The sequence below is a fragment of the Acinetobacter sp. FDAARGOS_559 genome (assembly GCF_003940475.1).
Lineage (GTDB): Bacteria > Pseudomonadota > Gammaproteobacteria > Pseudomonadales > Moraxellaceae > Acinetobacter > Acinetobacter baumannii.
On record NZ_RKJG01000005.1, the window covers coordinates 2,881,493 to 2,895,102 of the forward strand.

12 protein-coding genes are annotated in these 13,610 nt (G+C 39.4%); 7 read left to right on the forward strand and 5 right to left on the reverse strand.

The window, feature by feature from the left end; genetic code table 11:
* Positions 1-88 precede the first annotated feature (88 nt).
* Positions 89-1,375 (forward strand): glutamate/aspartate:proton symporter GltP, encoded by a 1,287-nt coding sequence (gltP, locus tag EGS71_RS15335; protein ID WP_000787677.1) that lies wholly within the window; start codon positions 89-91, stop codon positions 1,373-1,375.
* Between the two features lie 56 nt (positions 1,376-1,431).
* On the opposite strand, the gene EGS71_RS15340 is transcribed toward gltP, so the two are convergent.
* The 3 genes from EGS71_RS15340 to EGS71_RS15350 all read right to left on the reverse strand — a co-directional run bounded on the left by EGS71_RS15340 (position 1,432) and on the right by EGS71_RS15350 (position 4,485).
* Positions 1,432-2,532, reverse strand: coding sequence for a glycosyltransferase family 4 protein (locus EGS71_RS15340; protein WP_031946096.1), 1,101 nt, complete (start codon positions 2,530-2,532; stop codon positions 1,432-1,434).
* Positions 2,533-2,797: 265 nt separating this feature from the next.
* Positions 2,798-3,733, reverse strand: coding sequence for a lauroyl acyltransferase (locus EGS71_RS15345; RefSeq protein WP_000078868.1), 936 nt, complete (start codon positions 3,731-3,733; stop codon positions 2,798-2,800).
* A 119-nt stretch (positions 3,734-3,852) separates the two neighbouring features.
* The gene (locus EGS71_RS15350) at positions 3,853-4,485 is read right to left on the reverse strand and encodes a LysE family translocator (RefSeq protein WP_000886290.1); all 633 of its coding nucleotides are present in this window, start codon (positions 4,483-4,485) and stop codon (positions 3,853-3,855) included.
* 140 nt (positions 4,486-4,625) lie between these two features.
* Between EGS71_RS15350 and EGS71_RS15355 the strand changes: the two genes are divergently transcribed.
* Complete coding sequence (locus EGS71_RS15355) at positions 4,626-5,633, forward strand: acyltransferase family protein (RefSeq protein WP_001245077.1); 1,008 nt, start codon at positions 4,626-4,628, stop codon at positions 5,631-5,633.
* Positions 5,634-5,652: 19 nt separating this feature from the next.
* Here the strand turns inward: EGS71_RS15355 and EGS71_RS15360 are convergent, their stop codons facing one another.
* A complete protein-coding gene (locus EGS71_RS15360; RefSeq protein ID WP_000323469.1) occupies positions 5,653-7,563 on the reverse strand; it encodes an ATP-binding cassette domain-containing protein in 1,911 nt (636 codons plus the stop codon).
* A gap of 32 nt (positions 7,564-7,595) precedes the next feature.
* On the opposite strand from EGS71_RS15360, the gene EGS71_RS15365 reads away from it, so the two are divergent.
* Positions 7,596-7,841 carry a SlyX family protein gene (locus EGS71_RS15365; RefSeq protein WP_000165735.1) on the forward strand — a complete coding sequence of 82 codons (246 nt, stop codon included), beginning with the start codon at positions 7,596-7,598 and terminating at the stop codon, positions 7,839-7,841.
* A 48-nt stretch (positions 7,842-7,889) separates the two neighbouring features.
* Here EGS71_RS15365 and EGS71_RS15370 read toward each other — a convergent pair whose 3' ends face one another.
* Positions 7,890-8,900 carry a zinc-binding alcohol dehydrogenase family protein gene (locus tag EGS71_RS15370; RefSeq protein WP_000648637.1) on the reverse strand — a complete coding sequence of 337 codons (1,011 nt, stop codon included), beginning with the start codon at positions 8,898-8,900 and terminating at the stop codon, positions 7,890-7,892.
* Between the two features lie 99 nt (positions 8,901-8,999).
* On the opposite strand from EGS71_RS15370, the gene EGS71_RS15375 reads away from it, so the two are divergent.
* The 4 genes from EGS71_RS15375 (at position 9,000) to EGS71_RS15390 (ending at position 13,491) form a co-directional block, all read left to right on the forward strand.
* Entirely contained in the window at positions 9,000-9,377 is a 378-nt protein-coding gene (locus tag EGS71_RS15375; RefSeq protein WP_001029768.1) for a winged helix-turn-helix transcriptional regulator, read from the forward strand.
* A 147-nt stretch (positions 9,378-9,524) separates the two neighbouring features.
* Positions 9,525-9,974, forward strand: a complete 450-nt coding sequence (locus EGS71_RS15380) for a hypothetical protein (RefSeq protein WP_000368721.1) — start codon at positions 9,525-9,527, stop codon at positions 9,972-9,974.
* A gap of 35 nt (positions 9,975-10,009) precedes the next feature.
* Positions 10,010-12,646 (forward strand): type I DNA topoisomerase, encoded by a 2,637-nt coding sequence (gene topA / locus EGS71_RS15385; protein WP_000024268.1) that lies wholly within the window; start codon positions 10,010-10,012, stop codon positions 12,644-12,646.
* 86 nt (positions 12,647-12,732) lie between these two features.
* Entirely contained in the window at positions 12,733-13,491 is a 759-nt protein-coding gene (locus EGS71_RS15390) for a hypothetical protein (protein WP_000265773.1), read from the forward strand.
* Positions 13,492-13,610: the final 119 nt, after the last annotated feature.

Sequence of the window (13,610 nt, forward strand, 5' to 3'; positions counted from 1 at the left end):
AAATTCGTGTACATATTGAGGTTTCACTCTAAAGTAGTGGTCTTCTCCCTCTCATATTTGATACTTTGCGGTGCATAAGGATTGTCTTATGAAGAATTTTAAATTTAGCCTTGCATGGCAAATTTTAATTGCTTTAATCCTAGGGATAGTTGTCGGGGCTGTTTTACATAACCAGCCTGAAATCAAAGATAGTATTGTAAATAACGTTCTTACTCCATTAGGTAAGATCTTTATTAGCCTGATTAAAATGATTGTAATCCCAATCGTTTTCTCTACATTGATTTTAGGTATTGCTGGTGTTGGCAGTACAAAAAGTCTAGGGCGTCTTGGTTTTAAAACCATTCTCTATTTCGAAATTATTACTACTATTGCTATTTTGGTTGGCTTGTTTGCAGCGAATATCTTCCATCCAGGTTCAGGCATTGATATGTCTCAACTGGTACAAACTGATATTTCTCAATATAAGCATACAACTGAAGAAGTACAGTCACAGTCTCATGGTATTATCCAGACGATATTATCGCTTATCCCAACGAACATTATTAGTTCAATGGCGCATGGCGAAATGTTGCCAGTGATTTTCTTTGCTGTGCTATTTGGTATTGGTTTATCTTCATTACCAGCAACAACAAAAGACCCATTATTAAATGTATTTCATGCTGTATCGGAAACAATGTTCCGTGTAACACACATCATCATGAAATATGCGCCAGTGGGTGTATTTGGCTTAATCGCTGTAACTGTTGCAAACTTCGGTTTTGCTTCGCTTATTCCATTGGGTAAATTGGTTGTATTGGTTTATGGTGCAATCTTATTCTTTGCTTTAGTGGTTTTAGGTATTACTGCAAAAATGTTCAGCATCAATATCTTTACTTTGTTTAAGATTTTGAAAGACGAATTAATTTTGGCGTATTCGACTGCAAGTTCGGAAACAGTTTTACCGCGTATTATGCAAAAAATGGAAGCTTATGGTGCGCCAAAAGCGATTTCTAGTTTCGTAATTCCAACTGGTTATTCATTTAACCTTGACGGTTCTACGCTTTACCAAAGTATCGCAGCAATCTTTATTGCACAGCTTTACGGCATTGAAATGTCAATCAGCCAACAAGTGATTTTAGTTGTAACGTTAATGATTACTTCTAAAGGTATTGCAGGTGTTCCTGGGGTATCATTTGTTGTGTTATTGGCGACATTAGGTAGTGTTGGTATTCCTGTAGAAGGCTTAGCATTTATTGCTGGTGTTGACCGTATCATGGATATGGCTCGTACTGCGTTGAACGTTGTAGGTAACGCGCTTGCTGTACTTGTAATCAGTAAATGGGAAAAACAATACGACTATGAAAAAGCTGCTGCTTATGAAGCATCTCTTAAGTAATAGAGAAGTTTTTTAGTCGAAAAAAACCCGCGAACATCGCGGGTTTTTTTATTGGGTTATTTCAATACACTTTGATATAGCTCAAGGGTTTGGTCACACATATCTTTTAAACTAAACATTGTCACAGGAGCGACTGTTTGCGGTTGTTCAATATGATTCTTTACTGTTTCTACTAAAGCTTTTTCATTTTCTGCTTCAACAAGGCCTTGCGGGTACACATGAGATAAAATCTCGGCAACACCGCCACGGTTCCAGCTAATGACCGGCGTGCCTACCGAAAGGGCTTCCAATGCTGTTCTACCGAATGTTTCTGCTTGATTGGATAGAGAGAGCACTATATCGCTAAAAGCGAGCCATTCGCGTATATCTGAGCGATGTCCTACAAAGGTAATTTTATCTGCAAGTCCTTTGCTTTGAATGGTGTTTTGCAACTCACTTAAATAGGCTTGTTTTTTTACATCAGCCCCACCCACAACAACAGCATGCAGTTGAGGATATTGTTCACCTAGTTTTTGCATCAGTTCAATTAAACTTTCATGTCCTTTTAAACGAGTAATACGGCCAGGTAGGCAAAGTAAAAATTTATTTTCGAGTTCAGGAAAGTCATTAAAGACTTGGTTAAACCACTGTGCTGAAGGTTGGTAGTTATGTGGAAAAGCGGTGGGGTCAATGCCTCGATAAATCCGGACAATATCTTGTGGTGGACAGTTTTTATAATGGTCTGTGATGTATTTAACTACGCTGTCAGAAACAGCGATCACTTTTTCTGCCTGAGTCATGATCGCACTATAACGATTAACTGAATAGAAACCATGTACCGTGCTAATGAGGTGAGGGCGTTTATTCGCTGGTATTTTTCTTAAAGCGAAGTGGGTTAGCCACGCAGGTACGCGAGAGCGCACATGTACAATGTCTGGTTGGTGCTCTTCAATAAGCTGACGTAATGGTCGAATTTGCCATAGGCTTGATAAAGACTTTTTATGGATAGGTAACGTTAAGTGAGTGGAACCTTCAGCTTCAAGTTGTGAGACTAAACGCCCGCCATTAGACACAACCAGAGAATGATGACCTTGTGCAACCAGTGCACGTGCAATTTCCAGTGTGCCGCGTTCTACGCCACCGCTATTAAGTTCTGGGAGAAGTTGCATCACTTTCATTGTTTTTTGCCTTATACGTTCATAAAAGATGGATCATCCATAGATACATCATCTCAAACTAAATCATTATCCAGAGTTTACTATCGTGATAGCGACATGGATGACGCTGTTGCGTTGTGTTACAAGGATGTAACATCAGCGGAACAAAGGATTTTTGCTTACTTTTTATCCCTAAAAAGTAAGGTCTGCCTATCCGAAAGTATTTGAATATCACTTTAAATCGAGGCTGTGCCTATTACTAATCTAAAATTATTACAGCCTTATCTTAATAAATCTCTTCATATCCCTCAGGACGTGTCTTAAAACGACGGTGAAACCACATATATTGAGTTGGTGCGATACGAAGCTGGTTCTCAATAATCTTATTCACACGCGTTGCATCATCGACTTCATCTTCACTTGGCATATTGTCAACCGCAGGTTCAATCAAAATATGATATTTAGGGTCTTGTACATTGCCATGACGATAAAAATATAAAGGAACAGCAACCGCCTTCGAGATTTTTAATAAACGACGGTGAGCGGTTACAGTGGCAGCTGGGACTCCAAAAAATGGTGCCATAACACCTTGTTTAAGCCCAAAGTCTTGATCGGGACTATACCAAATTGCATCACCCTCTTTAAGATGACGAATCAAACCACGCATGTCATCATGATCAATTTGTGCTTTATAAATTGTGCCGCGGCAACGATAAATTAGCATATCGAGGAGGGGGTTATTTTGAGGGCGATACACAACATCCGGCTCGAAATATTGGGCACATACATAACCACCTGCATCGAGTAAAGTACTATGTGTACCAAGCAATAAAACACCTTTGCCTTGAGCTTGAGCATTGGTAATGTGTTCTAAGCCTTCAATAGTGACACGGTTTTTAAACCAGTAAGGCTTATACCATGCGTTTAAAGTTTCAAATACCCCAAGCATCATATCCACAAAAACTTGTTTTGCTTGTTGCTGTACTTTTTCAGGTGTCCATTCTGGAAAGCAAACTTCTAAATTACGAATTGTGGTTTTACGACGAGATTTTAAATATTTCCAAGCGATATTTGCCAACCCGTGAGCCAAACGCCATTGAATTGCCCACGGTAAAATAGCCAAAAGCATCAGGAAAGTAATCGCAATCCACACACCCCAATATTTAGGCAACAAAAAGGACCATTGAAACTCACCGGGCGTATAAGGCTGCTTTTGGCTCATAACGATATAAAGAATTTAAAAAGTTAAAACTGCCAAAAGTGTATCACGAACTGAATTTATCGTCGTAATACACAGGAGTAAATTGAAGGTTTAGACGCGATAAAGAAAAATAAAGCGGGTTATCGGCGGTGTTCTAGAAGAATACGAACCGCAAGGCCGGCTAATACTGTACCCATGACCCAGCGTTGAATGCTTGCCCAAAGTGGTTTTTTTTGTAGAAAAAGAGCAATGCTACCAGCAGAAAATACAATCAGCGCATTTACTGAAACGCTTACAAAAATTTGTATAGTCCCGAGTTGGATAGACTGCGCTAAAATACTGCCTTGTTGTGGGTGAATAAACTGAGGTAATAAAGATAAATACATAATCGCAATTTTAGGATTAAGTAAATTAGTCAAAAAGCCCATTAAAAATAACTTTAATGGTGAGTCAACCGCTAAATCTTTAACATTAAAAATAGGTGTGGCATTGGGGCGTAAAGCTTTCCATGCTAACCAAAGTAAGTACATCGCACCGGCAATACGAATAGTGTCATAGGCATATGGAACTGCGACCACAAGTGCCGTAATCCCGAAAGAAGCGCAGAGCATATAAAATACAAAACCAACCGCAACGCCACCGAGAGAAATAAAACCTGCGAGTTTGCCCTGACTAATGGAACGAGAGATAAGATAAATCATGTTTGGGCCAGGGGTGAGTACCATCGCCAGACAAATGAATCCAAATGCCAAAATTTGAGAGAGATCTAGCATGGAAATATCCTTAAATATTATTATACTGATAGGTATAACATAATTGTTTTGTATACAGCGAAACTTTATTCATTGTCTTTTTGAATCAAAAAATAAGAATAATTCAGTATGATATGAATATCTTGAATTTATAGAAATTTATGAGAAATCTCCATATTGATGCCACAAAAGGTGTCTTAATTTTTCTGGTTGTATTGGGTCATTACCTTGAAAGGTTAATTGGCTGGAACGAACCTCTAAATCAAGCGATTTTAGGGAGTATTTACTTTGTTCATATGCCCGCTTTTATTTTTATATCGGGAATATTTTTTAAAGAAGAGAAAATCCTAGAAAAGTTAATTTACTTTTTATCGTTATATTTACCGTTTCAGCTTTTATTTCAATTGCTTGATGCTTTTTATAATGGAAGTCTTTGGAATGGAACATTTCAATTCTTATGGTTTGCTAAACCTTATTGGGTGCTTTGGTATTTATTTAGCATGGGAATTTGGACGCTTTTAGCTTTTTTCCTAAAAAAGACAGCATATCCAGTTCTATTTTCTATTATTTTAGCTTTACTTATTGGATTTTCACCTATCAATAATTATAGTTATTCAATAGGTAGAATTTTCGTATTTTTACCTTTTTTTATGACTGGGGCGATCTATGGTAAAACTATTTTTCAGTATATTCCGCAGTTACCTTATGAAAAATTATTTGCTGTTATCACATTATTAATAATTACTATTGTAGCCGCTATAAGCCATTATAGTTATTATTGGTTATTTGGGAGTCTATCTTATATTCAGTTACATGTAGATTTATGGCAAGGAGTGCTGATCCGCAGTGTAATTATGTTGCTATCGGCTATGGGTGTTTTGAGTTTATTTGTATTCACTCAAAATTTTAAACAACCTTGGATTGGTTTAGGTCAAAAAACACTGCCAGTTTATATATTGCATGCTTTTGTAATTATTGTTTTGACCCATCAGTTAAGCATTAAATATTCGGTAGAGATTAATATTTTCATTAGTCTTGTTTTGGCTGTCCTAACTTGCATGGTTTTACAGTTACAGATATTTGAACGTTTAATTCGCTTCATCTCTTTATTTGTATATAAGCCTTTTATGAAATTACTAGAAATTCTAAAACCAAAAAAAGGGCTTTAATTAAAGCCCTTTTTATTGATTAACTGCCTTTACTCATTTGCTCAAGTTCATCCCAGCGCTCTAACTTTTCAAGGAGTAATTCTTCAATTTCTGCTAGACGCTGGCTTGCTTTGGTTGCCGCATCGGCATCCGTTACGAACCATGACCCGTCAGCAAGTTTGTCAGAAAGTTCAGCTTGCTCATTTTCTAACTTTTCAATTTCTGCCGGTAATTGCTCAAGTTCACGTTGATCTTTGTAGCTTAATTTGACCTTTTTTACGTTCGTTTGAGCTGCATTTTTTTCAGCTTCTGCTTTAGCCTGAGCTTTTTTTACATCGCCTTTTTGGTCAACGACTCTCTCGTTTGGACGCTGAATCAAATAGTCCTGATAACCACCGATATATTCTGCAATACCGCCTTTGCCATCAAATACCCAAGTTGATGTCACAACGTTGTCCATAAAAGCACGGTCATGGCTAATTAGGAGCAAAGTACCTTTATATTCAGACAACATCTCCTCAAGTAGCTCAAGTGTGACCATATCTAAGTCATTCGTTGGCTCATCCATTACAATCAGGTTCGATGGCTTGAGCAATAGTTTTGCTAACAGGACACGATTACGCTCACCACCAGAAAGTGCTTTTACCGGTGTACGAGCTCGTTCCGGAGAGAATAGGAAGTCTTGTAAGTAACTGAGAATATGGCGACGTTGACCATTTACATCAACGAAATCTGAACCTTCAGAAACGTTTTCAGAAACCGACTTTTCAAGATCAAGCTGATTACGTAATTGGTCGAAGTAAGCAATTTCAAGCTGAGTTCCTGTTTTGACAACACCTTCGTGCTGAACTTCGCCTAAGATCGCTTTAATTAAAGTAGTCTTTCCTACGCCGTTATCACCGACCAAACCAATGCGGTCACCGCGCATAACAATGGCAGAGAAATCTCTAATGAGGGTTTGTCCATCGTAGCTTACGCTTAGATGTTCAATATCAAATACAAGTTTGCCTGAGCGTTGTGCTTCTTGAACGCCCATATTGACTTTGCCTTGTTGGAAACGGCGAGCTTTTGACTCTTCTCGTAATGCTTTAAGGGCACGAACACGACCTTCATTACGTGTACGACGTGCTTTAATACCTTGACGAATCCATGCTTCTTCTTCGGCAAGTTTCTTTTCAAACAAGGCATTTTGTTTTTCTTCAGCTTCAAGTTGCTGAGCTTTGAGGTCAAGGTAACGAGAATAGTTTCCTTCATAGCTGCGTAATATGCCGCGATCCAATTCCACAATACGAGTTGCAAGGCGGTCTACAAAAGAACGGTCATGCGAAATAAAGAGTAAGGTTAAATTATTTTGATCAAGCAGGAATTTCTCAAGCCACTCAATACTTTCAACATCTAAGTGGTTAGTTGGCTCATCGAGTAATAACACATCTGGTTGGGTAAGTAGGGCGCGGGCAAGTAAAACACGACGTTTACGACCACCCGATAGGTCGGCTAGATCTGCATTCGGATCTAACTCCATTTTACCTAAAATCGTGTTGACCTTATTTTCTAATGCCCATCCATCAAGTTGGTCAAGTTTATGCTGTAAAGATCCCATACGATCGCAAGCTTCCATGTCACCAAGTACACAGGCATCACTTGCTTCATGATAGGCTTTAAGTACGGCAGCAGCTTCTCCTGCACCTTCTGCTACAATATCTGCAACTTTGCCCGATGACATTGGAACATCTTGGGCTAACATAGAAACAGTTAAACCATTTTGGACAGAAACTTCACCAGAATCTGGTAGTAGGCTTCCCTCAATGAGTTTAAGTAAAGTAGACTTACCTTCACCATTACGACCAATTAAACAGACTCGTTCGCCACGTTCTAGGTTGAAGTTCGCGCCATCGAGCAGGGCAGGTCCGCCAAAAGCAAGTTGGACATCCCTTAAAGTAATATAGGCCATAATGTTTTCCAAAATCTCAAATGAGGACTTAAATGACTAAACCACCATATCATGATGATCAAGCGTCATTTTCCGCACCCATTGAAGATTTGCAAGTGCGAATTGCATTTTTAGATGATTTAGTTGAGGAATTAAATCAGCAACTCGCGATTCAAACTCTAGAAATAGCTGATTTAAAAAAACAAATGCAATTACTTTATCAACGTGTGGAATCTGCAGATTTATCAGAGGGTGTTGCACCTTTTGATCCATTAACGAATAAACCACCGCATTATTAATTAAAATGGCAAGCGTTAAGCTTGCCATTTATTTTTCAAAAGTACGACTTAAAATCCGTGTAAAACGATTTTCCCTTTGGTTGAACCACTTTCAATTTGCTCATGAACCTGTGTTAAGTTTTCAGCATTAATTGGGCTTAAAACCTGAGTCACAGTTGTTTTGATTTTACCTTCATCCACCAGTTTACTGACTTCATTTAGTAGCGCACTTTGTTTTTCCATATCTTCCGTTTGGAACATTGAGCGCGTAAACATAAACTCCCAGTGGACTGAGACAGACTTAGATTTAAACGGTTTAATATCTAACTGATCAGGGTCATCAATAAGTCCAAAATGACCTTGTGGAGCAATTAACTCTACGATATCTGATAAATGTTGATCTGTTTCAGTGGTTGAGAATACATATAAAGGTGCACTTAAACCTAATTGTTTAATTTGTGCAGCTAAAGGCTGACGGTGGTTTAATACATAGTCAGCACCTAGTTGTTCTACCCATTCTTTTGTTTCGGGGCGTGAAGCTGTAGCAATAATCGTGAGGTTAGTTAATTGCTTAAGAAGCTGAATGGTAATTGAACCTACCCCACCAGCTCCACCAATCACTAAAATAGTCGTATTAGCAGGCGCAGTCTTTGGAACTTGTAGACGATCAAATAACATTTCCCAAGCTGTGATTGCTGTTAAAGGAAGAGCCGCAGCTTCAGTTGCTTCTAAAGTTTTTGGTTTATGACCGACAATACGTTCATCAACTAATTGCAATTCACTATTACTGCCTTGGCGATTTAAAGCACCTGCATACCAAACCACATCACCAATTTTAAATTGAGTAACTTTATCGCCAATCGCTTCTACCGTGCCTACAGCATCCCATCCAAGAACTTTCCAGCCAGATTGTTCAGCACTTACATTTTTACGTATTTTGGTATCGACTGGATTTACTGATACAGCTTGAACACGAACAAGTAAATCATGTCCTTTAGCTACTGGAGTGTCGAGTTCAATATCTACGAGTGCCTCTGGCAATGTAATAGGCCCCGCTTTTTGATATGCCACAGCTTTCATAATCATCATTCCTCTTGTTGAGAGTTTGATCATAACGTAAGCTTAAAAATAGTGACTACAGACAAATAACGCTCATAGTGTCAAAAAGGATACTGTAAAATGGCAAAAGCTCGACATTCAAGTTTTGACTGCTCACCAGGTTGTTCAGTTGAGGCCGCAATCAGTTTGATTGATGGCAAATGGAAATGTGTCATTCTTTGGCATTTATTAAATGAAGGAACTTTACGATTTAATGAAATTCGTAAACGAGTTCCAAGCATTACACAAAGAATGCTGACCAATCAGCTTCGGGAGTTAGAACAAGATGGCATTATTCATCGTGAGGTTTATCCTCAAGTGCCTCCTAAAGTGGAATATTGTCTAACTGATTTAGGGCGCGGGCTTGAGCAGATACTTCTTGCTTTAAAAACTTGGGGAGATGCGCATCTGGATCAGTTTGGTAAGTTAACTACTCTTGAAACTGAAAAGAGCGCCTAAATATTCTGCCTAGATTGTTAAAAATATCTATGAGGAAATGTTGTAGTTTTTAGCCTTGTCGGTTAATTGGACATTATTTTTATGATGTAACTTGCGTTTTCTGGTCAGCTTATGCAACTCTAATAAAAGAGATTAATAGGTTTTGCTATGGACAATATCGGAATTTGGGTTACCGTTATCATTGTTCTTTTCGTGCTAGGCTCCATTTTTGGTTTAAGAGTGAGTCCACGTGAAAAGGCGCTGGGAATTATGCGAGACAAAGCCCGCAAAATGGGGCTACATCCACGCGTAATTGCTGCACCTGAATGGACACATGTCCCGATGGCAACTGAAAAGCGTGCCAGCATGGTTGCTTACTATAGTGTATTGATCCCCGATGCTCGTTTACCGCTCATGCGTGCTCGCGTTATAGACGGAAAATTAAAAGTTGTGCAAGGCGATGAGAAATTTAATGATTCTCCCATTGCATTAAAAGGGATTTATGCTATTGATATGCAGGCAAACTGTGTAGGCCTTTATTGGGATGAGGAATCGGACCTGAAAGCTACGCAATTAGATGAGATGAAGGCTTATCTGTTGGCCTTGGCTGAAGCCTGATTTTTAAATTTATTGGTATAGGAATAACATTTTATATGGCGAATACCTCGCGCTCTGCATCTCAAAGCACAGCATCTTCTGCCTCTGCTGCACATAAACGTGCCTTAGTGATTGTGGAGTCGCCTGCCAAAGCGAAAACCATCAACAAATATTTAGGTTCGCAGTACATTGTTAAGTCTTCTGTAGGTCACGTACGTGACTTGCCAACAGGCGGCAGTAAATCAACAGAGAAAAAGCCGGCTGCCCGGACAAAACTCACTGAGGCTGAAAAAGAACAAAAAGCGAATCAGGCTTTAATCAATCGTATGGGCGTCGATCCGGAACATGGATGGCAAGCGCATTACGAAGTTCTGCCTGGCAAGGAAAATGTTGTTGCTGAACTCAAGAAACTTGCTAAAGATGCAGATGCAATCTATCTCGCAACGGACTTGGATAGAGAAGGGGAAGCAATCGCTTGGCACTTACGCGAAGTGATTGGTGGTGACGATAGCCGTTATCATCGTGTGGTATTTAACGAAATTACTAAAAATGCCATTCAAGAAGCATTTAAACAGCCAACACGTCTCGACTTAAACCGTGTTAATGCACAACAAGCACGTCGTTTCTTGGACCGTGTAGTAGGCTTCATGGTTTCGCCATTACTGTGGGAAAAGATTGCCCGTGGTTTATCGGCAGGTCGTGTACAGTCTGTAGCGGTAAAGCTTGTTGTTGAACGTGAACGTGAAATTCGTGCTTTTATTCCAGAAGAATATTGGCAAGTCTTTGCAGACACTAAAGCTAAAAAAGATGACATTCGTCTTGAGGCTGTAAAACAGGCGGGTAAAACGCTTAAATTAAAAAATAAAGCTGAAACAGATGCCCTGTTAGATGTATTAAAAGGCGCTGAATATAAAGTTGCCCAACGTGAAGATAAACCAACTAAGGTGAATCCAAGCGCCCCATACATCACTTCGACTTTGCAACAAGCTGCAAGTACACGTTTAGGTTTCTCTGTAAAGAAAACCATGATGTTGGCGCAGCGCTTGTATGAAGCTGGTTTCATTACTTATATGCGTACTGACTCAACGTTTTTGAGTGATGATGCTGTAAGTATGGTACGTGCGCATATTGAAAGCCAATATGGCGAAAAATATTTACCAGCTAAGCCAAATCGCTATGGTAATAAAGCAGGTGCTCAAGAAGCCCACGAAGCTATTCGTCCATCAAATGTTGCGCTGACTGGTGATCAACTTGCTGGTGTAGAACGTGATGCACAGCGTTTGTATGATTTAATTTGGCGTCAGTTCGTAGCTTGCCAAATGACTCCGGCAGAATATTTATCTTCAACTTTAACAGTTGAAGCTGGCAATGTGGAGTTAAAGGCAAAAGGCCGTACGCTTGTATTTGATGGCTTTACTAAAGTTCGTGGTGCCAACAAATCTGATGACGATATCATTTTACCTGCAATTAAAGTGGGTGAAATTTTAAAGCTAGAAAAGCTAGATCCAAGTCAGCATTTTACCAAACCACCAGCTCGTTTTACTGAAGCATCTTTAGTAAAAGAACTTGAAAAACGTGGTATTGGTCGTCCGTCGACTTATGCTGCCATTATTTCTACGATTCAAGAACGTGGTTACGTTAAGTTAGAAAATCGCCGTCTCTTTGCCGAGAAAATGGGTGAGATCGTAACAGATCGTCTTGATGAAAGTTTTAATAACCTAATGAATTATGCATTTACCGCAGATTTAGAAGGTCAGCTCGATAAAGTTGCAACAGGTGAGCGTAACTGGAAGGAATTGCTAGACACATTCTATGGTGATTTTAAAAAGCGTTTGACCAATGCTCAAGGTGAGCAGGGAATGCGTCGTAACCAACCAGTTGAAGTACCAGCAGTACATTGTCCCGAATGTTCGCGTCCAATGCAGATTCGTACGGGCACTACAGGCGTATTCTTAGGGTGTTCTGGCTATAACTTGCCGCCTAAGGAACGCTGTAAAGGGACCTTGAACTTAACGCCAGTTGAGTCTTTAGCAGCGTTATCTGATGACGATAGTGCTGAAACAGCAGACTTGATGTCAAAACATCGTTGTCCGAAATGTGGTACAGCAATGGACAGCTACGTCATTGATGGTGGCCGTAAGTTACATGTTTGTGGTAACAACCCGGATTGCGATGGCTATGAGCTTGAAGAAGGCGAGTTCAAGATCAAAGGTTATGATGGCCCAACCATTCCTTGTGATAAATGTGATGGTGAAATGCAGCTTAAGACTGGTCGCTTCGGCCCGTATTTTGCTTGTACAAGCTGTGACAATACTCGTAAAGTCTTGAAAAATGGTCAACCTGCACCACCACGTGTAGAACCAATCAAGATGGAACACTTGCGTTCAACCAAACATGATGATTATTTTGTGTTACGTGATGGCGCGGCTGGTCTGTTCTTGGCTGCAAGTAAGTTCCCGAAAATTCGTGAAACACGTGCACCAAAAGTTGCTGAGCTTCGTAGTGTAGCTGATCAACTTGATCCAAAATACCAGTTTATTTTACAAGCTCCAGATGTAGACCCTGAAGGTAACCCAACCATTGTGAAGTTTAGTCGTAAGAACCAATCACAATATGTGGGTTCTGAAACACCAGAAGGTAAACAAACCAAATGGAGCCTAATTTATCAAGACGGTAAATGGATTGAAGGCTAAATAAGACAGAAAAAAATGCTAGCTCAGCTAGCATTTTTTACATCTACAACAATAAAAGAAAATTTTAGTTTTTATGGGGAAAAAGGATGTGGAAAAACATTCGGATTTTATGTCTATTAATTGTTTTATTAATCGTTGCAGTTCAAGCGTGGCGTGACCAAAACCAAGACTGGAATCAGCCTATTGTGGTGGTATTACACCCAATAAATGCAGATGGCTTACAAACCACACAAGCTTATATTCATCAGTTACAAAACACTGACTTTCAGACGCTTAAAAGCTATTTAAGTGAATGGTCGCAACATTATCGGGGGCAATCAGCAAACTTTGAAATACGTTTGGGGCAACAGTTACAGCAGCGTCCACCTGAGGTGCCACAAAATGCCGGTATTTTTCATGTGGTTTGGTGGAGTTTAAAGTTTCGTTTTTATGCATGGCGACAACAACAGCCTGAAGATAATGGAGCATCGCTCAAACTTTATTTAAATTATTATGATCCCAATTATCAAAAAGTTTTGGTGCATTCGACTGCTTTAGAAAAGGGCCGTATTGGTAGTGTTAATTTGTTTGCTACACGTGGGCAAACATCACAAAATCAGGTTGTAATCGTTCATGAACTATTACATGGCTTTGGGGCAAAAGATAAATATGATTTAAAAACAGGTCAGCCCATATATCCATTAGGATATGCACATCCTGAAAAAGTACCTCTTTATCCACAAAAGCGAGCAGAAATCATGGGTGGTCGAACACCATTATCTGAGCAGACCAGCAAAATGCCAAGTGATTTACAAGAAACTGTCATAGGTTTACCAACAGCTCAAGAAGTGGGGTGGCTGAAATAAAATTGTGGATAAATACTGTTTTATCCACATCAATTGTTAATAAACGATGCACATCTTATACAGACAATAAATGTGAAGTACATCACTATAATGACATTATATAAACTTCCTAATACCTG

What these genes read in the sequence shown, in the direction of transcription:
- gltP (WP_000787677.1), top strand. Translation starts at nt 89, where the DNA reads ATGAAGAATTTTAAATTTAGCCTTGCATGGCAAATTTTAATTGCTTTA.
- EGS71_RS15340 (WP_031946096.1), bottom strand. Translation starts at nt 2,532, where the DNA reads ATGAAAGTGATGCAACTTCTCCCAGAACTTAATAGCGGTGGCGTAGAA.
- EGS71_RS15345 (WP_000078868.1), bottom strand. Translation starts at nt 3,733, where the DNA reads ATGAGCCAAAAGCAGCCTTATACGCCCGGTGAGTTTCAATGGTCCTTT.
- EGS71_RS15350 (WP_000886290.1), bottom strand. Translation starts at nt 4,485, where the DNA reads ATGCTAGATCTCTCTCAAATTTTGGCATTTGGATTCATTTGTCTGGCG.
- EGS71_RS15355 (WP_001245077.1), top strand. Translation starts at nt 4,626, where the DNA reads ATGAGAAATCTCCATATTGATGCCACAAAAGGTGTCTTAATTTTTCTG.
- EGS71_RS15360 (WP_000323469.1), bottom strand. Translation starts at nt 7,563, where the DNA reads ATGGCCTATATTACTTTAAGGGATGTCCAACTTGCTTTTGGCGGACCT.
- EGS71_RS15365 (WP_000165735.1), top strand. Translation starts at nt 7,596, where the DNA reads ATGACTAAACCACCATATCATGATGATCAAGCGTCATTTTCCGCACCC.
- EGS71_RS15370 (WP_000648637.1), bottom strand. Translation starts at nt 8,900, where the DNA reads ATGAAAGCTGTGGCATATCAAAAAGCGGGGCCTATTACATTGCCAGAG.
- EGS71_RS15375 (WP_001029768.1), top strand. Translation starts at nt 9,000, where the DNA reads ATGGCAAAAGCTCGACATTCAAGTTTTGACTGCTCACCAGGTTGTTCA.
- EGS71_RS15380 (WP_000368721.1), top strand. Translation starts at nt 9,525, where the DNA reads ATGGACAATATCGGAATTTGGGTTACCGTTATCATTGTTCTTTTCGTG.
- topA (WP_000024268.1), top strand. Translation starts at nt 10,010, where the DNA reads ATGGCGAATACCTCGCGCTCTGCATCTCAAAGCACAGCATCTTCTGCC.
- EGS71_RS15390 (WP_000265773.1), top strand. Translation starts at nt 12,733, where the DNA reads ATGTGGAAAAACATTCGGATTTTATGTCTATTAATTGTTTTATTAATC.